Origin of the sequence: Microcoleus sp. Pol8_D6 (assembly GCF_036700965.1) — a bacterium.
GTDB lineage: Bacteria > Cyanobacteriota > Cyanobacteriia > Cyanobacteriales > Microcoleaceae > Microcoleus.
This window is the reverse complement of record NZ_JAUBPW010000032.1, coordinates 1-21,006: the sequence shown is the minus strand read 5'-3', so window position 1 is coordinate 21,006 and position 21,006 is coordinate 1. Positions and strand designations below refer to the sequence as shown.

The following is a 21,006-nucleotide window of genomic DNA, read 5'->3' as shown; positions in this document are numbered from 1 at the left end:
CAACCGCGTCCGTACAAAAAACGGAAGATGAAACAAACGGCACTGATTGGCTCAACGTAAACATTTTATCGGAGTCCGCGTCCCGGAGATGCGCAGTATGTTCAAGACTGTCTTATTTCCTGTAGATCAAAGCCGAGAAGCCCGCGAAGCTGCCGAAAAGGTGGTCAATATCGTGAAAACCTACGCCTCTCGCTTAGTAATTCTCTCGGTAGTCGAGCCCCCAGCCGAGGAGGCCGATGCCCCCGCGCGAGAGGTGATGACTTCCCCCGAAGCAGTCGCCAAACTTCTTTCTGAGGCCCAATCGATGTTTTCCCAGCAGGGAATTGAAGCTGAAATCATCGAACGGGAAGGCAAACCTGCTTTCACGATTTGCGATGTGGCTGACGAAATTGGGGCCGATTTGATTGTGATGGGCTGTCGGGGGATGGGTTTAACCGATGATGGGGCGTCTGACAGCGTTACCAATCGGGTGATCAATCTGTCTCCTTGTGCAGTTTTGATTGTGCCTTAGTTATTAGTCATTAGTCATTAGTTATTAGTCACGTGTTATATCGTGTCCGACTAAATAAACGTAGATTCTGTAGGGGCGGGTTCACTCGTATCTATTATGTAAATCCAGGGTATGCGTAAACCCGCCCTGACACAGCGACTAATGGCTGGTGACTAATGGCTGGTGACTAATGACTGCTGACTAATGACTGCTGACTAATGACTGCTGACTAATAACTAATAACTAATGAAAATTCACTGGTATCCCGGTCACATTGCCAAAGCTGAACGGGCATTAAAAGAACAGCTAAAGCGGGTAGATGTGGTGCTCGAAGTCCGAGATGCCCGCATTCCATTGGCTACTTATCACCCCCAAATGCCGAGTTGGGTGGGCGGCAAGCCGCGAGTCTTGGTCATCAACCGCATGGATATGATTACACCTCGATCGCGCGAGGCGTGGGAAACATGGTTTGATACCCAAGGGGAAACGGCGTATTTTACCAATGCCGAGCACGGTCAAGGAGTAGACGCTGTGGCGGATGCCGTGCAGGATGCTGGGGTGCAGCTAAATAAAAGAAGGTTCGATCGAGGTATGCTGCCCCGTCCAGTCCGGGCAGTGGTAATGGGATTTCCCAATGTCGGAAAATCTGCTTTAATTAATCGGCTGTTAGGGCGGAGAGTGGTGGACAGTGCCCGCAGAGCTGGAGTAACTAAATCGCTCCGATGGATTCGCATTTCTGACGAAATTGAATTATTAGACGCGCCTGGAGTGATCCCAACCCGAATTAACAATCAAGAAAATGCCATAAAATTAGCTATTTGCGAAGATATTGGCGAAGCAGCTTACGACAATCAGGTAGTAGCAGCAGCGATGGTAGATTTGCTGCAAGGGCTGGAGGCGACTGATGACACGTTGGTATCACTATCTGGTTTCAAATCCAGGTATAAATTAGATCCAGCATCTAGTAATGGTGAAGATTATTTGCACGAGGTCGCAAAAGACAAGTATAAAGGAGATGTCGAACGAACGGCGCGACAGATGTTAAACGATTTTAGAACTGGTGTTTTGGGTCAACTTTCTTTGGAGTTGCCGCCGGCTTGATCAGACTCGTAACCTACAACTAATCAGAAATGGTATTCAATAGAGAGTTGCTGACGGTGATAATTTGAACTTCGTCTCCTATGTGTAATATTTTTTCTGCTGCTTGAGGTGCGAGTCGCGTGTTAACTATCAGCCGACTAAAGTGATTTAAATGCCCTTTTTTTACCAAGTCAGGCATGATTTCCTTCTGCTTGGCTGTTAGTATATTTTTAAAATTTAGATCGCCTGCTTTCGCCCCATAGTTTCGCGTAGATAGGATACATGGCTGACCGGGATGAATAGCTTCAAATATTACTGTTCCTATTTTAAACCTCACAATTTCATCGGATTGTGAGAAAAGTTGGTCTTCCCAAAAAGCCGGGACATCTCCTATTTCAATATTAGCTCGCAAGCGATGGCGCATCTCGTTAACGCAAACTCTCGGAAACCAAGATGCAACTTCGGCAATTGTTTCGGTACTGATAATGCTTGGCCCTGGTGCAGCGAGATTGTCTGGAAAACCTGTCAGCAAGTTTTCAATTAACTTGACGGGGAAACCGAAGTAGCTGCTCAACCAAGATTCTATTCCCAAGCGTTCTCTATCTACATGAAAAAATATTTCTTGTTCAGTGCCTTGAATTTTCAGACCGGCAATTCTCTTTTTGATGTCAAAGGATAAGCGTAGAAAACGGACTCCGCTGTTGTGCTTAGTGTTAACAAATTCTCCGGCTGCATCGCAGATTGCAAAAGAACGATCGCCTTCTAGAGCTCCGCTGGCTAGAATAGTGGCTTGACTGACTGCTATGCCGTCAAGGGACTTGACCGGATAGATATGAATGCTGGCGACGTAGGACATTTCGAGCCATTGATAAATAATTGTCGTTTTAGATATATTCTAGCATCCCCTGCCGGTAGAAGGATGACGGCAGTTGACTTTACTAAATAAAATATGAATGAAATAAAAATAGACCACTTTTTTGAATTTTATATTGTGCCGGAACACCTTGTAGAGAAAAATCAAAGAAGTCTGACTGAGCTTGTGGTAGATATTATGGTATAAAATAGAAAAAATTGAACCGAGTTTTAAGCAATGACTGAAAGCGGAAGTAGAAGCATGATTTCGCGACGCAATTTAATGTTGAGGGCTGGTGCAGGGATGCTAGCGGCAAGCTTGGCACCTGCGTTTTTACAAGCCGAAGCAGCAAAGGCAGAGGCAATCTCTGGCATTACTCCCGACGGTGCTCTCAAGAAATTGATGGCGGGGAATCAACGCTACATTCAGCAAAAACGGACATTTCCCGACCAAGCTCGATCGCGAGTTGTAGAAGTAGCACAGGGTCAACATCCGTTTGCAACCATCCTGGCTTGTTCTGATTCGCGCGTTACTCCCGAAATTATTTTCGACCAAGGATTGGGGGATTTATTTGATATCCGAGTAGCTGGCAATTTTCTCGACGATGTGGTTCTCGGAAATATAGAATATGCGGCCTTAGAATTAGGCGTGCCACTATTAGTAATTCTGGGTCACGAACGCTGCGGTGCTGTTAAAGCTGCTTTAGATGGTAAAGCTGTTCCGGGTCACATTAGCACTTTGGTGGCAGCGATTAAACCGGCAGTTGATTCGACCAAAGGTCAAAAAGGCGATGCCTGGGATAACGCAGTCAGAGCTAACGTGAAAATGAATGTCAATCAGTTACAATCCTCCTCGCCTATTTTAGCTGAAGCAGTCAAAGCGGGCAAGCTTAAAGTTGTTGGGGGCCGCTACGATTTGGATAGCGGCAAAGTAGAGATAATTTCTTGATTTTGCTGGTAATTTTTACAGTTTGTAGGGGTAATGCCCCCGTGCTTACCCCGTCCGGTTCGAGGGGCAACCACGGGGGGATTGCCCCTACAAATTATTTGGTAACAAGTTTAAAGTAAACCCATTTCTTGCAGTCCCCGACGCAGGCGTTCTGCTTCAAATGGGCGACGCTGTTCGTGAAGGGCGATCGCTCTTTTGAATTCTGCTAAACTTTCTGGCATTTTGCCAATTTTCAGCAAGGCTACTGCCAAGTTTTGATGAGCTTCCGCGTGTTCTGGATCGATTTTTATCGCTTGTCGGTAATAGGCGATCGCATCTGCTAAATTTCCGGCTGCCTTCAGCGTCAGTCCTAAATTATAGTGACCTACAGCAAAATTGGGGTCAATTTTTAAAGCTGCTTTGTAAGCTTTCTCAGCAGATTTTAAATCTCCTTCATCTTTGAACAAATTGCCCAAATTATTGTAAGCGCCCAACTTAAGCGGGGGGAAAACATTGGTATTAATTGCGGCTTGATAGTGTTCTTTGGCTTTACCAAATTGCTGCTGCTGGCGATAAGCAATTCCCAAATGATAGTTCAGCTCGTAAACAATAGAATCATCAATGCCCTCGGCAGTTAAGCCTTTGGTTAATAAATTAATTCCCCGCCCAATTTGCCCGGTTTCTACATACAGCGCACCTAATTTGCTACAAGCATAAGCATCGTTTGGATAATAAGCGATATACCGTTCCATAGCTGCTTGAGCTTTTTGGAATTTACTTTTTGCTGCGATCGCATCTTTTTGATAACCAGAGTGCCAAATCGCCACATCGGGGAGAGAAGCTATTTTCCAATTTGGTTCCCTCTGCAAAATCTCAGCCACGCTGTCGTCTACCATTGCGTGGTAAGGGCGAGAAAAGCGGATGTCGGGGCGATTGCGAAACAAGCGCGACACTAGGGAATAGGGAGATTGAGAGGCACCGATTTCTTGGCGGATGAGATTGATTAGCAGCAGCCGATCGCTCGCAATTGCCTGCTTAATTTGAGGCACAATCTCCGGTACCAAAACCTCATCGGCATCCAACACCAAAATCCAGTGGCCCTGGGCGTGCTTCAGACACTCATTGCGCGCCGCTGCGAAGTCGTCGCACCATTCAAAGTCATAAACCCTCGCCCCGGATTCTCTGGCAATTTCACGGGTGCGATCGCCCGATCCCGTATCCACCACCACTATTTCGTCAACAACACCTTTAACGCTGTCCAAAGTCCGCGACAGTGTTCCCTCTTCATTCTTCACAATCATGCACAGAGTCAGATCCATCGGGCGCAAACTTTCCTCGTTTCACAAAATTATTGTAATTTTTTTACCAGTAAAACACAAAAAGTCCCAGAAAAAATTCTCCTATTTCCTTTTTGCTTTGAGCATAAGTACCTTTCTTCCCTCGAAAAAGTGGGTTAACTCTTTTGAGATATTAAAAAACCTCAAACTCGGACGATTCATGAGAAATCCTACCACTTTCGGTTCCTCCCTACGGTAGAGGTAAGAGCGGGATAGGGGTTGTTATTCTTAGAACATAAGACAAGGCACAAGAAAAGTTTAAGTATTCAGGAGAAAGAGAAATGGGAATTATTGCTTGGATCGTTTTAGGACTGATTGCCGGTGCGATCGCCAAAGCCATTTATCCGGGAACTCAAGGCGGCGGTTTTCTGGCAACAACAGGTTTAGGAATTTTGGGCGCGCTAGTGGGAGGTTATCTAGGTCAAGTCTTACTGGGGACGAGCGGGGGAGCATCCTTCGGAGCATTGACTTTACCCAGCATAGCTTTTGCAGTCGTAGGCGCGATCGTTTTACTATTCATCTGGGGATTGTTAACTCAGCGTGCTGCATAACAAATATTGCCAATTCCCAGTCGATCGACTTTTAGGGTATTCATAAACCCGGTTTCTTGAAGAAACCGGGTTTTTCAGTTGTTGGTAGGATGCGTCAATCGATTTGAGATTTGAGATTTGAGATTTTAGAGGCGACCCCACGGATAAATGCGGGGGCTTGAGAATTTTCGATTTTCGATTTGGGATTGATTCCACGGATAAATCACGTGGCGGGTAGCACCTTTGAAATTCGCTTGTCAGCCTACTTTTACCAAATCCGGGTTAAAAACCCCTATCAGACTCAGCGCTTACAACGCTTCAAGAGCAAAACTTTCGTCCGAACAGAGGGGGACTGAAGAATAAACAGGTAAAAATCCCGGATTTGGTATCATCAATTAATTAATCAATCCGCAAATTGAAAGGCAAGCGAACATAAATCCCCTGCGGGTCGTTCATAGACTTGATCACAGCCAAGTCATCTTGCATTTTCTTAAATTCCGCCGTTAGCGGGTCGAGTTTGGCGACTGGTTGCAACACGTGAACGCCGGAAATTCTTTCCAAAATTCGCTCCTCCAAAGTGCGGCGTTTTGGATATTCTTCCAACTTCCAATCGTCGCCGAGTTTAGCTTGCTTAGCAGCTTCTCTGACAGCATCTTCAAGGCCGCCAATTTCATCGACCAAACCCAACTGTTTCGCAGCCGTACCAGACCACACTCTGCCTTGAGCAATTTCTTGTACCTTGTTTTTCGGCAGTTTGCGGGAGTCGGCGACTTTAGTAATAAATCGATCGTAAATGCGATCAACTACCCTCTGAATATTCGCCAATTCTTGAGGATTTTTCGGGCGGGAAACCGTGTTAGTATCCGCAAAGCGGGCGGTTTTCACCACGTCCCAAGTTAGGCCGTTGTTAGCAGCCAACTTTTCGGCGTTGAACAGCATTCCAAAAACGCCGATCGAACCGGTAATCGTATTGGGCTCGGCAAAGATTTTGCTGGAACCCATCGAAATCCAATAGCCGCCGGATGCTGCTAAATTGCCCATCGAAACGATAACTGGTTTCTTTTTGCCCGTCAGCATAACTTCTCGTCCAATGACTTCGGCCGCCGTCGCGCTACCTCCGGGACTGTTGACGCGCAAAACCACTGCTTTTACGTCGTTATCTTCTCGAATTTTCCGCATTTCTTGAGCGATGCGATCGCCTCCTACTTGAGTCGGGCCGCCTTCGCCGTCTACAATCTCTCCTTCAGCGTAAAGTATAGCAACTTGGTTTTTCTTGTTAGCGCGAGTTGAGCTTTTATCCTCAGCAATTTTTGCGTAGTTTTTCAAACTAATTTGCTTGAAAGATTTGTTTTCGCGATCGGTTCCTGTGAGTTTTTTGAGTTCAGTCGATATTTCGTCAAAGTATACAACTTTATCAACTAACTTGCTTTTGAGAGCTTCGTCAGCCATCAAGGTTCCACCATTATCTGCAAGTGCTTGCAGTTGCGGAACAGTCACTTTGCGACTCGGGGCGACAGTTTTCAGGTATTCTCCCCACATATCTCCGAGCAACTTTTGAGTTTGCTGGCGATTTTCGGGACTCATTTTTGTGAGCAAAAACGGCTCAACGGCTGACTTGTATTTGCCGACGCGAGTCACTTGCACTCCCAGGCCGTATTTCTCCAAAGCACCGGTGAAAAACATTGCCTGACTGCTAAAACCGTTGATTTCCAAAGCTCCGTAAGGATTGACGGCAACTGTATTAGCAACGGAACCGAGGTAATAATCTCGCTCATTCCAGTCCATTTGGTAAGCAAAAATGGGTTTTTTGGCATCTCGGAAACGCTGCAATGCCCCTCGAACTTCTTTGAGATTGGCAAACCCGCTGCTGCTCGAATCCGAGCTACCTTCGAGATAAATGCCAACGATTTTCGGGTCTTTTTTAGCATATTCGATCGTGTCTAAAACAGTCCGCAACGTTACTGTATCGCCGGAATCTTCCGAAAGCACTTCTTCAATCGCCGCGCTAGTGCTACGGCTCGGTTTGCTGTCGGTGATATTTAAAGAAAGGTCTAATACCAATACAGACTTATCTTTGACTTGCGGGCCTGAATCTTTAGACGACGATGCCGCCATAGCAATTAGTAGTACCAGTCCCCCCAATCCGATGCTGCCCAGCAGCAACATTCCTAGGAAGGTTCCCAGTAAACTTGCACAGGTATATTTTAGGAAATCTTTCATTAGATAATTGGTAATTAGTTATTAGTCAATAGTCAATAGTCATTAGTCATTAGTTATAGCAAATCCGGTTAGAACGGAATAATACCGAGCGTGGGAGCTGGTCGCTCGCACTGCACTCGAAAAAATATTATTCCGATGCCAGCGCAAACGATATTATGGGTAATTCCTGCAACTAGGACTAAACAATTATTTCCTGTCGTAGTTATTAGCTAATGACTTTTGACTGCTGACTAATGACTTTTGACTGCTGACTCTCTTTTATCTTAACCTTTCCAAAACCCCAGAATGTTTTAACTCACCCAAATTACCGCAGCCCGTACAGAACATCACGGTGGCGATTTCTGCAATTAAAGCCTCAGCTAGAACGCCTGCGGCTGATTCCGATTCCGCAGCAGCTTGTAAAAACGGTCGCGCCAGTCCCGCAATATCCGCGCCAAGAGCTATAGCCTTCGCTGCATCCAACCCATTCTGCAAGCCTCCAGAGGCAATCAGAGGAACATCCGGTGCTACGGCGCGGGTGCTGACAATGCACTCGGCTGTCGGTATTCCCCAGTCGGCAAAGGTTGCGCCCAACCTGCGCTGCTTCCCATCTTTAGCTCGCTCTCCTTCTATTTTCGCCCAAGAAGTACCTCCGGCTCCGGCAATGTCGATCGCACCTACCCCCGCAGCGAGCAATTTCTTTGCCATCTTTCCTGAAATACCGTTGCCGACTTCTTTGGCAATAACTGGTACTGGTAATTTAGCGCACAATGTGGCAATTTTATCTAGCAGTCCTTTAAAGTTAGTATCGCCTTCGGTTTGAACGCACTCTTGCAGCGGATTGAGGTGCAAAATTAGAGCATCTGCTTCTAAAATATCAACAATTTTTTGGCACTCTTCCAAACCGTAATTGTAGTTTAATTGAACCGCTCCGATATTGGCAAATAGCAGAATATCTGGAGCCCGCCGCCGGACTGCAAATGTAGGAGCGAGTTGAGGATTTTCTACAACAATTCGCTGGGAACCGACTCCCATTGCCAGTTTGTATTCTTGAGCGACATCGGCGAGGCGATAATTGATTGTCTGGGCTAATTCTGTGCCGCCAGTCATTGAGGAAATTAGCAGGGGAACGGCTAGTTTTTTGCCGAGAAATGTGGAGGTTAAATCAATTTCAGTGCGATCGAGTTCTGGCAAACAGCAGTGTTCAAAACGGTAGTGTTCGAGGCCGCTGGTAGTTTCGCGAAATTGTACGTCTTCTTCGAGGCAAATCCGCAGGTGGTCTGCTTTGCGGGTTTCGGTTTGCGAGGGGGAGGTTAGCGGCAAGTTCACAGTTGCTATTTGGGGAAAGAGTTTTGAGTTGGGAATATAGCAATTTTATTTCATTTTTGAGATTTTTTTATGAACCGCAGAGAGCGCAGAGGGCGCAGAGGAGAAGAAAAGAGAGATGTGCGTAAATCCTGCCAGGGTTGCTGTATTATCCAGGAACTGTCATTGGTATTCCGTTATCGGAAGGTTTTAATTTTAGTAAAAAAGGAACTGCTTTTTGCACCCAGGTTTTGACTGATGTGTAACTTGCCGCATCTTCGCCGAAACAAATCTCCAGCATATCGGTGTGAATTATCCCCGGATTCAAAGGAACTGCTGCCATACCTGCTGGCAATTCTTGAGCGAGCGCTCGCGTAAGTCCTTCTATTGCCCACTTAGAAGCGCAATAGGGCGCGAATTCCGGCGAAGTTGACCTTCCCCAACCAGAACTAAAGTTGACAATTATGCCGTTTTTTCGAGCAATCATTGCCGGGACAAAGTGGCGAATTACATTAGCTGTACCTTTAATATTAATATCTACTAGCTGGGAAAATTCTTCGCTGCTGACCAACCAAAGCGGCGCGGGATGGTTGACTAAAGCTGCATTGTTGATGAGCAAATCTGGCGGCTTCTTTTGTGCCATAATTTCTGTTGCCCAAGCTTTTACTCGATCGTCGTTGGTGACATCCAAACAAGTAAAATAATGGGGCGCACTATATTTTTGGTTGAGTTTTTCCACCGCTTCGGAAGAACGGGCGCATCCCACAACTGTATGTCCCAATTCAATAAACTTTTCGGTCATGGCAAGACCGAGACCGCGACTGACTCCGGTAATTACAATTAATTTTGTCATATATCTGCTGAATTTTGACGTTAAGTAATACAATACATATTGACGGGTCAATTGACAAATAGATCGAAGGGAGAAAGATGAAAGTTAAAGCAGCAGTTGCTCGCAGTGCCGGCAAACCTTTGAGCATTGAAATGGTGGATCTGGATGGGCCGCGGGCTGGAGAGGTGCTGGTGGAAATTAAAGCCACGGGTGTTTGTCACACTGACGCTTACACTCTTTCCGGTGCCGATCCTGAAGGTTTGTTTCCTGCTATTTTAGGCCACGAGGGAGCCGGGATTGTCGCAGAAGTTGGGCCGGGAGTAACGAGTGTCAAAGTGGGCGATCGGGTAATTCCTCTCTACATTCCCGAATGCCGCAACTGCGAATATTGTTTGAGCCGCAAAACCAATCTCTGTCAAGCAATTCGCGTGACTCAAGGCCAGGGAGTGATGCCCGACGGCACCAGCAGGTTTTCCATAGACGGGCAGAAACTTTACCATTACATGGGAACTTCTACCTTTGCTAATTATACAGTATTGCCGGAAATTGCAGTAGCAAAAATTCGCGATGACGCTCCTTTTGATAAAGTTTGTTTGATCGGCTGCGGCGTAACAACTGGCATCGGCGCTGTCATAAATACTGCGAAAGTAGAGCCTGGTTCTAATGTGGTAGTTTTCGGTTTAGGTGGCGTGGGTTTGAATGTAATTCAAGCGGCTCGCATGGTGGGAGCTAACATGATTGTCGGCGTAGACTTGAATCCCGACAAGCGAGAGATGGCGGAAAAATTCGGCATGACTCACTTTGTCAATCCCCACGAAGTGGAAGGCGATTTAGTGCCTTATTTAGTAGATTTAACCAAAGGTGGAGCTGATTACAGTTTTGAATGTATCGGCAACATTAATGTGATGCGCCAAGCTTTAGAATGCTGCCACAAAGGTTGGGGTGTGAGCGTAATTGTTGGGGTAGCGGGAGCCGGTCAAGAAATTAGCACTCGCCCGTTTCAGCTAGTAACTGGCAGGGTTTGGAAAGGGACGGCTTTTGGCGGGGCCAAAGGCAGAACTGATGTTCCTAAGATTGTTGATTGGTATATGGACGGTAAAATTGATATTGACAGTCTGGTAACTCAGGTAATGCCGATCGACAAAATCAATGAAGCCTTTGAATTGATGCACAAAGGTGAATCAATTCGCACAGTTTTAACATTTTGAACACAAATCTTTCTCTCTTCTCTCTTCCTCTGCGCCCTCTGCGGTAAAAAAAATCTAATTCAAAAATGAAATAGAATTAACATGATATCGGAATCCCTTAAACTGCACAAAGAACAGAAATGTTTCGGTGGCAAACTCGGCTTTTATAGCCATCAATCCTCCGCTTGCAACAGCAAGATGAAATTTGCAGTTTATCAGCCGCCGCAAGCTTTATCTCAACCCGTACCAGTTTTGTATTTTCTATCAGGTTTAACCTGCACGGAAGAGAACTTTATGGCAAAAGCGGGGGCGCAAAAATTTGCGGCAAAATATGGGTTAATGCTGGTTGTGCCCGACACCAGTCCACGCAATACAGGCATCCCCGGCGAAGATGACGATTGGGATTTAGGAAGTGGTGCGGGTTTTTATGTTGATGCGACAGCCACACCTTGGAATTTTCACTATCGGATGTACAGTTATGTGGTAGATGAATTACCTAATTTAATCGCAGGAAATTTTCCAGCGATACCGGAAAAACAGGGAATTTTCGGTCATTCGATGGGCGGACACGGGGCGTTAATTTGCGCTTTGAAAAATCGATCTCGCTATCTTTCAGTTTCCGCTTTTGCGCCTATTTCCGCGCCCATGCGCTGCCCTTGGGGACAAAAAATATTCGGGCAGTACCTCGGTGGCGACAAAGAGATGTGGAAGGCTTGGGATGCTAGCGAATTGGTGTTTCAGGCGCAATATAACCGCCCGATTTTAATTGACTGCGGGACGGCTGATTCGTATCTGGGTGACGGGCAGTTGTTGCCGGAAGTTTTCGCGGAAGCTTGTGCAAAAGCGGGACAGCCACTAACTTTAAGGATGCAGGAAGGTTACGACCATAGCTATTATTTTATAGCTAGTTTTATGGAGGATCACATTCGGCATCACGCGGCTGTTTTGTGCGGGTAGTTCCTAGCAGGAAACAGGCAAGATGCCTGCTCCACAACAACTGTTAGGCTCTACCTGGGAACCGATATCCAGAGGCTCTGCCTCGCATGGCTGCCATGAAATGTGGAGGCCGATGCTCCATGATCTGCGTTACCAGGCAGAGCCTGGTAACGAGTGAACTCGCTTCTACGATCGCAGGTATTTTCGATTAATTAAGATTAATCGGAAATACCCAGTCTTTGTACTTGCTGTCGCGATTTTCGATAATCGCGGTTAGTTTGTCCAAAATCTTTTCGGTGATGGGTCTATTTTGGGGCAATTGATAGTTTTCTACTCGGTTAATAGGCGTAATTTTGGCGGCGGTTCCGCACAGGAAAATCTCGTCTGCAATCAACAATTCGGATTTATCAACTGGTCTTTCTGTGACTTCAATTCCTAAGTCTCTAGCGATAGTTATAACGCTATCTCTCGTAATTCCTTCGAGAATATCTTGCTCGAAACCGGGAGTAACTAATTTACCGTTTCTGGCGACAAATATGTTCATTCCTGAAGCTTCGCTGACTTTTCCTTGAGAATTCATCATAATTGCTTCGTCGAAGCCGGATTCTACTGCTTCTGTTTTAGCTAATGCTGAGGTGATGTAAGCACCGCTAATTTTACCTCTTAAGGGCAAGCTGCGGTCTTCTTGGCGGTACCAAGAGCTAATTCTACAGTTGACTCCTTCTTTGGGCAAATAGTCTGAAAGTTCTAATCCGTAAACAAAAAAGTCGGTTTCTACGTTGTGGAGTCGTGGGGCAATTCCTAAACTGGATGTGTAGACGAAAGGGCGGATATAAAATGATTTTGTTGGCTGGTTTTTCTGGACAAAATCAATGATTATTTGTTGAATTTTGCTGGCTGGTAAATCGCAGTGAAGGAAGCTGGCACTTTGACTTAATCTTTGACAGTGGCGGTCTAATCTAAATAGCAATATTCGATCGGCATTTAGGGGGTCGGGAATTCCCCGCAACCCGCCTAAAACTCCGGTTCCGTAGTGCAGTGCGTGGGTGGCTATGGAAATTTTGGCGTCGGTAAATGGGAGAAATTGGTTTTGAAAGTAGGCAATTGGTAGAAAACTATCCATGATTCAAGCTGGCGATGAGTTGGGCAGTCCGCGAGGAAAGCTGAATTTGGTTATATTACCATAAGTTATACCATTTGAGATTTGAGATTGAGAAGGACTGATTTCATAAGGGTTTGAAGCTCGCCTACAGTTGGATTTTTTTTTAAGACTGGTATTATTCTTTTGTTGTGATATCGATTTATAAAATAATATCAAGAGCGGTCAGTTTGGTTGATAATTGTTTTGGAAAAAAGTGCGATAGACTACAAACAAAAATCAAGCAAGGGGCAACTATGGCACGTAAATGTTTCATTATTGAAATGGGGATGGGTATAGACCAGCACGGGCAGGAGCCGACTGTCGCCTGTGCAAGGGCTGTACGGAATGCGATTGCCCATAATGCTTTGCTGGGGGTCTGGGAAGTGGCGGGTTTGACTGACCCCAATCAGATGATTGTTGAGGTAAAGGTGGCTGTTCCTTACCCGGAACAAGTGCGCGCTGAGGATGTGTTGGCGGTGCTGCCTTTTGGCAGCAAAACTCTGATTGTGGAGCAAGGAGGCATGATTGTCCCAGGAAGGGCGATCGCCTCTCTGAATGATAAAAATGATGAAATGCTAATCGCTGTGGCGGCTGTAACTGTTTTTGTGGACACTGAGGACTAATTAATATCAAATCCGTTAGCATCGGAATAGTAAATTCGAGTTCACTGTTGACTGTTGACTGTTCACGGCGTTCACGGCGTCAACATTCACCAGTCAACCGTCAACATCATAAGGAGTGTAACCGGAAATGATATAATTTGGTGTTGTTTGAATAAATCGCCCGATCGCACTTGCTTGTTTCCGCGATCGGGCGATAGAACGCCTATCTGTTAAAAAATGATTAATTTAGACTAAGTTGTAGGGTGCCTCATGAGATATGGCATGAAATATCGTAGAAAATCTGAGGCTTGAGGCACCCTCCAATAGGTTGGTTGCAGGGTAAGGTTTATTGGCGCATACGTACTTAATTTTGAAGTTTTAATTGATAATTTTTAATTTTTCAGGCGACCGGGTATGTAAGCAATCCAGCAAAACCATACGATTAATAACAGCCAGGTTGCTGTAATATTGTTGCCCAACAAGTTGCGGAGAAAATCTTCCATTCTTCTCAAAAATTATAGGGTTTAAAAGAATTTATTACTGTTCCCTCTCCGAGCACAAAAGGTAGAGTGCGATCGGCTTTTATGCGATCGCACTCTGCCTCCTCTACCTCCTATTTGGGCTGGCTGGTATCTGCCAACATTTGGTTAACCATTTGCAAGTGCGCCTGAAGGTTCGGCAACTTTTGGGTGGCCCAAGCCTTCAAGTCTGGATCTTGTCCCTGTTGAGATTGAGCCTGAAACAAAGCAATAGCCTGAGTGTGGCTGTCGATCATAGCCTGCTTGTAAGCGGTGTCAAAACTTGTACCGGATAGTCCGGAAAGTCGATCCATCAAAGCTGTGTTCTGGCTGCTCATTTCGGTTGGCAGTTTTACGCCTTTTTGCATTGCTACCTGCATCAGTTCTTGATTAGCCTGGGTGTGTTCCTCAACCATTTCTTGCCCGTATTGTTTCACACCTGCACTAGAACCGCGCTGCACTGCCAATCTGCCGAGTTCCACTTCCAGCATACCAATTTGACCTGCTTGCATGACAAAGTTTCTGTCTTGGCTGCTGAGAGAATTAGGCGAAGTTTCGCCACCTGTTGGAGTGTTGGGAGAACGGCTGGGAGTGTTGTTGATGGGGCTATTTGGAGAACGGCCGGGAGTGTTGTTGGTGGGGGTATTTGGAGTGTTGGGAGAACCGCCAGGATTGTTGTTGTTAGGATCTGTAACAGAAGGTCCCGGAGAATTAGGATCGTTTAAGTCGCTATCAGCAAGCTCAAAAACTCGATCGCCCGACTGGTTGAAGCCGTGAGTCTGGCGGTTTAATTCTGCAAATCCCGGCACAGCTATCAAGGAACTAACGCCGGCAATTCCGGCAACTGTTACCAATTTTTTGAACAAACTTTTGCGATTGAGTGAAGTCATGACTTTCTATGCCTCTAAGTTGTTTTCAAAAGTACGTGAAGCGAAGCTATCCCGTAGGGAATCCCCCCAAACTAGCGATGGGATGGTGTACTGCCTTTCCGAAACAAGTTGATCAAACCAAACGCGCCCAAGGCACCCAGCCACCCGAAATTGTTGGGGCTATCGCGCCGAGCACTCAAAACTCCAGAATTAGTTTCAGCCGGCGTCGATGTCGTACCAGTTGTACCTGTTGTACCAGTGCCAGTCGTACCAGTTGTACCTGTTGTACCAGTGCCAGTCGTATCGGTTGTACCCCTTGTACCCGTGCCACTCGTACCGGTTGTACCGCTTGTACCAGTTGTACCCGTGCCACTCGTACCGCTTGTACCGCTTGTGCCGGTGCCGGTCGTACCAGTTGTACCGCTTGTACCAGTTGTACCCGTGCCACTCGTACCGCTTGTACCGCTTGTATCGGTGCCACTCGTACCGCTTGTACCGCTTGTACCGGTGCCACTCGTACCCGTTGTACCGCTTGTACCGGTGCCACTCGTACCCGTTGTACCGCTTGTACCCGTTGTACCCGTTGTACCCGTTGTACCCGTTGTACCCGTTGTACCGCTTGTATCGGTGCCACTCGTACCCGTTGTACCGCTTGTACCCGTTGTACCCGTTGTACCCGTTGTATCGCTTGTACCGCTTGTACCGCTTGTACCGATACCACTCGTACCGCTGATACCGGTTGTATCCGTGCCAGTCGTACCGCTTGTACCACTTGTTCCAGTACCGCTTGTACCGCTTGTGCCAGTACCGCTTGTACCCGTGCCAGTTGTACCGCTTGTACCGCTTGTACCGCTTGTACCGCTTGTGCCTGTGCCGGCACCGCCGCCAGCACCGCCGCCAGCACCGCCCGACTGGGCTGAAGCAGGCAGTGCTAAGGAAACCGTTGCTAAACCTAAAGTACAAGCGCTTGCTAAAACAACTTTCAACAATTTAGAAGATTTCATGGTAATGCTTGCTTTTGCATAGAGTGCTGCGATCGCTTGTGATGCCAAAACAGCAGGGTCAACTTGACAGCGTAACGTGCAAATTTTATAACCTTTGCTGCGGGATAATGAAGGTGAGGGAGCAAATTTAGTCCCGTTGCCTCGATGATTTTTTCCTGATTAATTACACCGCTACGTTAACAGTTTATAAGCTATTACGTATACTTCAAGTTCGCCATTCATCTTTAGGAATATTTGACAAAATAGCTTTTTCTTTCAGGTGGTGGATGAAATTTGATTGAGCGGCAGACTAGCTAAATAAAAATTTGTATACGGGGGATAAAAAGCTGGTTGATCTGAAAAATTTTGGGTTGAGTAACGAGATATATACGCATCAACCGGCTTTCTGAGACAAGGGCGCTGATCTTCCTATAAATTTTCCCCGGCTGCTGGTGCTTTGAGGCAGAAATTCTGGATTTGGTCACCGTCACTTTTGGGTTAGCACTCCGCCAGATGAGTTAGTTTAAAATTTTTTTGATCGCTATTTTTCCTTAACTTGCTGCTGACAATTTTTCCCCTGGTAGCATACAGCTCAAATTTTCTCAGGAAACTAAATTATCTCAAAACGCCGCTCGCTCTGAGTAGCCCGAACACCTAGAACCCCGAAACAGCAAGGCTTTTGACTGGGCTTTGACTTGCGTTAAACAGGAAGGCGAACTGAGGGCTATTCGAGTCGGGCCCGTGCGACATTAAATTAAGCAGGGGTGGCGCACTCGTCAGAATTGCTTGTGAGTGCGATCGGGCAAACTCTGATATAGTAAAGCCACAGGTATGCCAGAGAGCGCTTGTTATCTAACACTTTTTTCAAGCGGAGATCAAATATGCTGCATCGAATTCTTGCCAGAAGTCGCTATCTAATGTTAATCGCTGTATTAGGTTCTTTTGCAGCGTCTATGACGCTTTTGATCTACGGTGTCTTGGAAACCGTCATTACCATCGGCCACACAGCTACAGTACCGGTTTCCAGCGAAAACTCGAAACAACTGATTCTGTCTTGCATCGAAGTTGTAGATTTGTTTCTCCTCGCCACAGTATTTTACATTACTGCACTCGGACTTTACGAGCTGTTTATAGACGAGCGCATCAAAGTACCACACTGGCTGGAAATTCACACCATCGATGACCTGAAAACCAAACTCACCAGCGTCATTGTAGTAGTGTTGAGTGTATTGTTTCTCTCTGAGGTAGTTCGGTGGAACGGCGGGACGAACATCCTTCCGTTGGGAGCGGGTATCGCTTTAGTAATCACTGCACTGACGTATTTTCTAAGTTCGCAGGTGAAAAAGCCGAAGTCAGATTAATGGCTGTTTGAGGCTCGAAATTAGCCAAATCCGGCTGAACCAGCAACGGCAATTAAGTTGCATTATATTTTCCCAATAAATTTAATGTTACATCTGTCTTCGGACTGATAAGAATGCAATCTTAAACTTGCTTTTAGAGAGAGGAAAGTAGTGGCTTCTAGTATATAAGATTTACTTTGTGTTTAATAATTAGAGGTCATTATGCCAGAACAACAATTTGACACCTTACCTTCAGAAGCACAAGAACTCCCCCAAGGAGCTAAACAAATTTTTCAGGCGGCTTTTAAGAGCGCTAGCGAAGATGGAATGAGCGCCGATGGTGCTACTAGCGTTGCTTGGAACAGTGTAAAATCTGAATATGTTCAAGGCGAAGGTGGCACGTGGCATCATAAGGGCGACGATACTAACCAAACCCGCAAATCTGTACAGTCTGGTGGCAATTAGTTATCAGCAATCAGTAATATCGTGTCCGCTAACATAACCCCTATCCGTTGTGTAGTGAGGGCTTCATTCCTCAAATTTTGATGAGAACGAAGAATCCTTACTACTAACCAATTGCAGTGACGTTATTCTAGCGGGCATGATATCATCATTCATGAGCAATGTACTCATCTGTTGTGGTTAATGCTTTACGTTGATAGTTGTTAGAATCGCGGTGGTAGAGAAGTTAATGCAGCCTGTTAATAGGGTGGCGCATATCCCATTGCAGTTCTGCTAAAACGAGCAAGCTAAATACCATTACGGTTCCCGTAAATAGGAAAGACCAACCGCCAGTGTAAGGTAAAATTAAAATCCCCAACAGGTGAAATAAACTTGCTGCTAAAAGCGCGCGCGATCGCACTGCAAATCCAGTCCCTAAATACCCTATTCCGCTCATGCCCAACCACAGGGGACAGAGATTCGCCAACACTTTTCCCCAACTGAGAAAAATTGCTAAATCCGTCAGCAACAATCCTAATAACATTAGTATTACCCAACCGTAAAGCACCCAAATCAGGCGTTCTATTTTGACCCAAGAGTATGTCATGCTTACCATTGCTGCTGTACCTACGAGGCTGAGGGCTGACCACAAACCAGCTTGCAGCATCCAACTCACCGAAAAAAATTGTGCTGTGCCGAAGATGGGTATTAACAGCAAGCTCCACAGCAAGCAAGTTCGATCGAGACAAGTGTAAAATTGTGAATAAAATCGATCTTTGCCCAGGGGAAACTGAACCTGCCAAAGCCCTTCTAAATCCTGAACCTCAATGTTAATCTGTTTCCGGCGCAGAGGCGGAACTGAATAATTAAAAAAGCTCATATCTGACACTATTAAAACTTACAATTATTTGCTTAGGTACTATCTCACCAGCAATCGCTATAATTGCAATCTGTCAATCGGATTAATCTAGTTAATTTGATAATCTGTCGGCAGTAATAGTTAGTTGCTCGCACGAACTCAAACAGGAAGAGAGAGATTGCAGAGGAGTTTGATAAAATAGCTCTTGCGACAGATGGCTGGGATATTACTTATTCGATACTTTAAAAATAGTCAACTTTGTTACAGAATTTATGCTCACTTCATCCCATCCTCTGAAACAGGTATTCCACTGCCCGGAAGAATCGGATTTTTACGCGCACTGCTTGGAAAGTTTAGTGTTAAATGCTAGTGACAATTCTCGACTTATCGTAGAGTTTGGTTCAGGAGAGGGAAGTCCAGTTATTAAGTCTTTGCTGAGAAGTGATTTTGAGGGGACAATACAGGGATTTGAGCTAAATAATGTAGCTTGGAAAATTGCTCAGTCTCAAATTAAAGAATATCAACTCAGCGAAAAATACACCGTCAACAATTGCTCTTTTTTTGATTCGCCTTTATACGAGTCGGCGGATTGTGTCATCTCAAATCCCCCTTACTTGCCTGCAGTAGATGATAAAATCTACCAGCCACTGTTGCACGGCGGGAATGATGGTTGTACAATTGCTAATAAACTTTTATCTTTGGGCAGCGATGAAGTTTTGCTGATGGTTTCTAGTTATTCTAATCCTGTGGGTTTGATCGATTATGCCTTGGATCGAGGCTACTCGGTTGCGAATTTTGAAATTGCACCTTTAACTTTTGGCTATTATAGTTCGGAACCCAAAGTGAAAAGCGCGATCGCCACTCTTAGAGAACAGGGAATGGCTTTTTATACGGAAAATATCTATCTGCTGGCTGGAGTTTTGTTTAAGAAGCACCAAAAGTCGCAAAGAGATTTGTCGATCGAGCTCATTCAGTTAATGACAGCATTGTGAAATACAGCGGTGGCAGGTTCATCTTGCGTGTTCCACCATTGTCAGCAACAGGCAAGATGCCTGTTCCACAAGAAATACACTCTTTGTGGAACAGGCATCTTGCCTGTTCCTCAAAGGCTTATTGAGAAAGGTGCAAGATCTAGCGTGCATCCAAGACTTATGCACCCTAGATAGCCCTTAATTCCGTTCTGAAGCTTGGATCGATCGCACCACAGCAGCAGCAGCCCGATCGCCGATCGACTTCTCCTGATCGTACCCCAACACCAGTTCCCAAGCCTCCTGTGGGTATCTATCAACCAGCGGGATCGCCACTTCATCCAACATCCAGCGGCCGTGACGCTCATCTTCTTTGATGTGCAGTTCCCAATAACCCATCGCAGCCTGCGACAGGCCCAGACGCTGGGCGGCGGCTAGATAATTGCGGTAAGCCACGGGCCCCGCGACCTCAAAATAAGTGAGTCCACCGTTGTAGCGCAGAAAATGGCGCTTGCGTTCCGTCAGCAGGAAGTTGTGATTAATGCTTGCGAGCACTTGCCAAGGCACTAAATCGAAGTACGCTTCCGGTTCTGTACTCATCCCGAATTCAGCCAGCATTTGGGCAAAAAAGGTCGAATGCTTGCGGGGGAGACGACCGCCGCCGTATTCTTCGATCAGCACTCGCGTAAGGGTGCACTGAATTTCGTTGCCGGCACCGCCGATGATGCGAGAAACACGGCTGGCTTCCACTAAACCGTCGAAGGAGGCGATCGCCAGCAGGTGTTTGTATCCCTCTTCAGTCATGTGTTCGCGCAAATAGCGATCGCTCTCGTTCAAAGGAGGATCGACATCGGCGGCCGCGCGATCGCGCAGAGCTTGCTTGACATCCGGCAATTTTTGCAGCGCTGCAACGTCGATTTGCGCGATTTCCCACTGCTGCCAAGGTTCCTCAATGCGATCGCGCACGGAACGCAAATAGTGCGATCGCTCGTTGTTGTAGCGGCGCAAATCATCGTACCAAAACAAGTTGAGGCGGTTGATGCGGTAAAGCACGCGCTGCAAGAAGCGGTGAGCGGCCTCATCGCCCGGTTCCTGTTGGTAAGCTGCTTGAATTGCATAGGCGATCGCGCTTTCAAAATCGCTGACAAGTAACGGTTTTGTCGCCACCGTCTTGTCTAAATCCTCGACTTCTAGCAAATTGACAAATTGCCGATCGGCTGCTTCATAATTTGGGAGTACGGGTTGCTTTTTAGAAAGAGTCCGCGAGTCTGAAGAAGGAAGTATGTCTATCGTGTTTTGCATGGAATCAAGTTATGCTAACTCTAATTATTGTGGTGCTGCCTGCCAAAACAGCCAACCGTTGCAGATTGCTGAGGATTATGGCTACTTAATTTCACGATACCGAATCAATCAGCCGCATACACCCTTCCATTGATAGAGATTTGACCGCTACCGCCTCATACCCTTTTCAACTTGTGACTAAAGGTAACAACGTTTAGGTAATTGGTATTAATACCACTTCTCCAAAAATGTGCTACAATAGCACTTCTAGCAAAAGGACGATTGTATGAAAGTAAATTACCAAGAAAGAATTGAAGACACTGCGACC

General features: G+C 46.1%; 20 protein-coding genes. 10 read left to right on the top strand and 10 right to left on the bottom strand.

The features are described 5' to 3' along the window. Positions 1-97: 97 nt before the first annotated feature. Positions 98-511, top strand: coding sequence for a universal stress protein (locus QUA10_RS14760; protein WP_333045478.1), 414 nt, complete (start codon positions 98-100; stop codon positions 509-511). 225 nt (positions 512-736) lie between these two features. Beyond that, on the top strand, positions 737-1,591 hold the full coding sequence (gene ylqF / locus QUA10_RS14755) for a ribosome biogenesis GTPase YlqF (protein ID WP_333083287.1): 855 nt from the start codon (positions 737-739) through the stop codon (positions 1,589-1,591). Between the two features lie 19 nt (positions 1,592-1,610). On the opposite strand, the gene QUA10_RS14750 is transcribed toward ylqF, so the two are convergent. After that, positions 1,611-2,426 carry an MOSC N-terminal beta barrel domain-containing protein gene (locus tag QUA10_RS14750; RefSeq protein ID WP_333083288.1) on the bottom strand — a complete coding sequence of 272 codons (816 nt, stop codon included), beginning with the start codon at positions 2,424-2,426 and terminating at the stop codon, positions 1,611-1,613. Positions 2,427-2,660: 234 nt separating this feature from the next. Between QUA10_RS14750 and QUA10_RS14745 the strand changes: the two genes are divergently transcribed. Continuing rightward, a complete protein-coding gene (locus tag QUA10_RS14745; protein WP_333083289.1) occupies positions 2,661-3,371 on the top strand; it encodes a carbonic anhydrase in 711 nt (236 codons plus the stop codon). Between the two features lie 110 nt (positions 3,372-3,481). Here QUA10_RS14745 and QUA10_RS14740 read toward each other — a convergent pair whose 3' ends face one another. Then, complete coding sequence (locus QUA10_RS14740) at positions 3,482-4,669, bottom strand: tetratricopeptide repeat protein (protein ID WP_333083290.1); 1,188 nt, start codon at positions 4,667-4,669, stop codon at positions 3,482-3,484. Positions 4,670-4,968: 299 nt separating this feature from the next. On the opposite strand from QUA10_RS14740, the gene QUA10_RS14735 reads away from it, so the two are divergent. Then, a complete protein-coding gene (locus QUA10_RS14735) occupies positions 4,969-5,238 on the top strand; it encodes a GlsB/YeaQ/YmgE family stress response membrane protein (RefSeq protein WP_333037423.1) in 270 nt (89 codons plus the stop codon). Between the two features lie 378 nt (positions 5,239-5,616). Here the strand turns inward: QUA10_RS14735 and sppA are convergent, their stop codons facing one another. The 3 genes from sppA to QUA10_RS14720 all read right to left on the bottom strand — a co-directional run bounded on the left by sppA (position 5,617) and on the right by QUA10_RS14720 (position 9,574). Beyond that, complete coding sequence (sppA, locus tag QUA10_RS14730; protein WP_333083291.1) at positions 5,617-7,437, bottom strand: signal peptide peptidase SppA; 1,821 nt, start codon at positions 7,435-7,437, stop codon at positions 5,617-5,619. A gap of 258 nt (positions 7,438-7,695) precedes the next feature. Then, entirely contained in the window at positions 7,696-8,745 is a 1,050-nt protein-coding gene (gene fni, locus QUA10_RS14725; protein WP_333083292.1) for a type 2 isopentenyl-diphosphate Delta-isomerase, read from the bottom strand. A gap of 145 nt (positions 8,746-8,890) precedes the next feature. Next, positions 8,891-9,574 carry an SDR family oxidoreductase gene (locus tag QUA10_RS14720; protein WP_333083293.1) on the bottom strand — a complete coding sequence of 228 codons (684 nt, stop codon included), beginning with the start codon at positions 9,572-9,574 and terminating at the stop codon, positions 8,891-8,893. A gap of 77 nt (positions 9,575-9,651) precedes the next feature. On the opposite strand from QUA10_RS14720, the gene QUA10_RS14715 reads away from it, so the two are divergent. Beyond that, a complete protein-coding gene (locus tag QUA10_RS14715; protein ID WP_333083294.1) occupies positions 9,652-10,761 on the top strand; it encodes an S-(hydroxymethyl)glutathione dehydrogenase/class III alcohol dehydrogenase in 1,110 nt (369 codons plus the stop codon). 81 nt (positions 10,762-10,842) lie between these two features. After that, complete coding sequence (gene fghA / locus QUA10_RS14710; RefSeq protein ID WP_333083295.1) at positions 10,843-11,697, top strand: S-formylglutathione hydrolase; 855 nt, start codon at positions 10,843-10,845, stop codon at positions 11,695-11,697. Positions 11,698-11,884: 187 nt separating this feature from the next. Here fghA and QUA10_RS14705 read toward each other — a convergent pair whose 3' ends face one another. Continuing rightward, entirely contained in the window at positions 11,885-12,799 is a 915-nt protein-coding gene (locus tag QUA10_RS14705) for a branched-chain amino acid transaminase (RefSeq protein WP_333083297.1), read from the bottom strand. 272 nt (positions 12,800-13,071) lie between these two features. On the opposite strand from QUA10_RS14705, the gene QUA10_RS14700 reads away from it, so the two are divergent. Continuing rightward, on the top strand, positions 13,072-13,440 hold the full coding sequence (locus tag QUA10_RS14700; RefSeq protein ID WP_333083299.1) for a Lin0512 family protein: 369 nt from the start codon (positions 13,072-13,074) through the stop codon (positions 13,438-13,440). Between the two features lie 592 nt (positions 13,441-14,032). Here the strand turns inward: QUA10_RS14700 and QUA10_RS14695 are convergent. Next, entirely contained in the window at positions 14,033-14,827 is a 795-nt protein-coding gene (locus QUA10_RS14695; RefSeq protein WP_333083301.1) for a DUF4142 domain-containing protein, read from the bottom strand. Positions 14,828-14,898: 71 nt separating this feature from the next. Beyond that, positions 14,899-15,810: a hypothetical protein gene (locus QUA10_RS14690; RefSeq protein WP_333083303.1), complete on the bottom strand. Its 912-nt coding sequence runs from the start codon at positions 15,808-15,810 to the stop codon at positions 14,899-14,901. Between the two features lie 860 nt (positions 15,811-16,670). On the opposite strand from QUA10_RS14690, the gene QUA10_RS14685 reads away from it, so the two are divergent. Together QUA10_RS14685 and QUA10_RS14680 are read left to right on the top strand one after the other, a co-directional pair. Continuing rightward, positions 16,671-17,150, top strand: coding sequence for a YqhA family protein (locus tag QUA10_RS14685; protein WP_333083304.1), 480 nt, complete (start codon positions 16,671-16,673; stop codon positions 17,148-17,150). A 201-nt stretch (positions 17,151-17,351) separates the two neighbouring features. Then, positions 17,352-17,594 (top strand): ChaB family protein, encoded by a 243-nt coding sequence (locus QUA10_RS14680; protein ID WP_190662935.1) that lies wholly within the window; start codon positions 17,352-17,354, stop codon positions 17,592-17,594. A 223-nt stretch (positions 17,595-17,817) separates the two neighbouring features. Here QUA10_RS14680 and QUA10_RS14675 read toward each other — a convergent pair whose 3' ends face one another. Beyond that, on the bottom strand, positions 17,818-18,450 hold the full coding sequence (locus tag QUA10_RS14675) for a hypothetical protein (RefSeq protein ID WP_333083305.1): 633 nt from the start codon (positions 18,448-18,450) through the stop codon (positions 17,818-17,820). A 251-nt stretch (positions 18,451-18,701) separates the two neighbouring features. Between QUA10_RS14675 and QUA10_RS14670 the strand changes: the two genes are divergently transcribed. Then, complete coding sequence (locus QUA10_RS14670) at positions 18,702-19,421, top strand: SAM-dependent methyltransferase (RefSeq protein ID WP_333083307.1); 720 nt, start codon at positions 18,702-18,704, stop codon at positions 19,419-19,421. 177 nt (positions 19,422-19,598) lie between these two features. Here QUA10_RS14670 and QUA10_RS14665 read toward each other — a convergent pair whose 3' ends face one another. Beyond that, positions 19,599-20,699: an iron-containing redox enzyme family protein gene (locus tag QUA10_RS14665; RefSeq protein WP_333083308.1), complete on the bottom strand. Its 1,101-nt coding sequence runs from the start codon at positions 20,697-20,699 to the stop codon at positions 19,599-19,601. Positions 20,700-21,006 lie beyond the last annotated feature (307 nt).

What these genes read in the sequence shown, in the direction of transcription:
- QUA10_RS14760 (WP_333045478.1), top strand. Translation starts at nt 98, where the DNA reads ATGTTCAAGACTGTCTTATTTCCTGTAGATCAAAGCCGAGAAGCCCGC.
- ylqF (WP_333083287.1), top strand. Translation starts at nt 737, where the DNA reads ATGAAAATTCACTGGTATCCCGGTCACATTGCCAAAGCTGAACGGGCA.
- QUA10_RS14750 (WP_333083288.1), bottom strand. Translation starts at nt 2,426, where the DNA reads ATGTCCTACGTCGCCAGCATTCATATCTATCCGGTCAAGTCCCTTGAC.
- QUA10_RS14745 (WP_333083289.1), top strand. Translation starts at nt 2,661, where the DNA reads ATGACTGAAAGCGGAAGTAGAAGCATGATTTCGCGACGCAATTTAATG.
- QUA10_RS14740 (WP_333083290.1), bottom strand. Translation starts at nt 4,669, where the DNA reads ATGGATCTGACTCTGTGCATGATTGTGAAGAATGAAGAGGGAACACTG.
- QUA10_RS14735 (WP_333037423.1), top strand. Translation starts at nt 4,969, where the DNA reads ATGGGAATTATTGCTTGGATCGTTTTAGGACTGATTGCCGGTGCGATC.
- sppA (WP_333083291.1), bottom strand. Translation starts at nt 7,437, where the DNA reads ATGAAAGATTTCCTAAAATATACCTGTGCAAGTTTACTGGGAACCTTC.
- QUA10_RS14720 (WP_333083293.1), bottom strand. Translation starts at nt 9,574, where the DNA reads ATGACAAAATTAATTGTAATTACCGGAGTCAGTCGCGGTCTCGGTCTT.
- QUA10_RS14715 (WP_333083294.1), top strand. Translation starts at nt 9,652, where the DNA reads ATGAAAGTTAAAGCAGCAGTTGCTCGCAGTGCCGGCAAACCTTTGAGC.
- fghA (WP_333083295.1), top strand. Translation starts at nt 10,843, where the DNA reads ATGATATCGGAATCCCTTAAACTGCACAAAGAACAGAAATGTTTCGGT.
- QUA10_RS14705 (WP_333083297.1), bottom strand. Translation starts at nt 12,799, where the DNA reads ATGGATAGTTTTCTACCAATTGCCTACTTTCAAAACCAATTTCTCCCA.
- QUA10_RS14700 (WP_333083299.1), top strand. Translation starts at nt 13,072, where the DNA reads ATGGCACGTAAATGTTTCATTATTGAAATGGGGATGGGTATAGACCAG.
- QUA10_RS14695 (WP_333083301.1), bottom strand. Translation starts at nt 14,827, where the DNA reads ATGACTTCACTCAATCGCAAAAGTTTGTTCAAAAAATTGGTAACAGTT.
- QUA10_RS14690 (WP_333083303.1), bottom strand. Translation starts at nt 15,810, where the DNA reads ATGAAATCTTCTAAATTGTTGAAAGTTGTTTTAGCAAGCGCTTGTACT.
- QUA10_RS14685 (WP_333083304.1), top strand. Translation starts at nt 16,671, where the DNA reads ATGCTGCATCGAATTCTTGCCAGAAGTCGCTATCTAATGTTAATCGCT.
- QUA10_RS14680 (WP_190662935.1), top strand. Translation starts at nt 17,352, where the DNA reads ATGCCAGAACAACAATTTGACACCTTACCTTCAGAAGCACAAGAACTC.
- QUA10_RS14675 (WP_333083305.1), bottom strand. Translation starts at nt 18,450, where the DNA reads ATGAGCTTTTTTAATTATTCAGTTCCGCCTCTGCGCCGGAAACAGATT.
- QUA10_RS14670 (WP_333083307.1), top strand. Translation starts at nt 18,702, where the DNA reads ATGCTCACTTCATCCCATCCTCTGAAACAGGTATTCCACTGCCCGGAA.
- QUA10_RS14665 (WP_333083308.1), bottom strand. Translation starts at nt 20,699, where the DNA reads ATGCAAAACACGATAGACATACTTCCTTCTTCAGACTCGCGGACTCTT.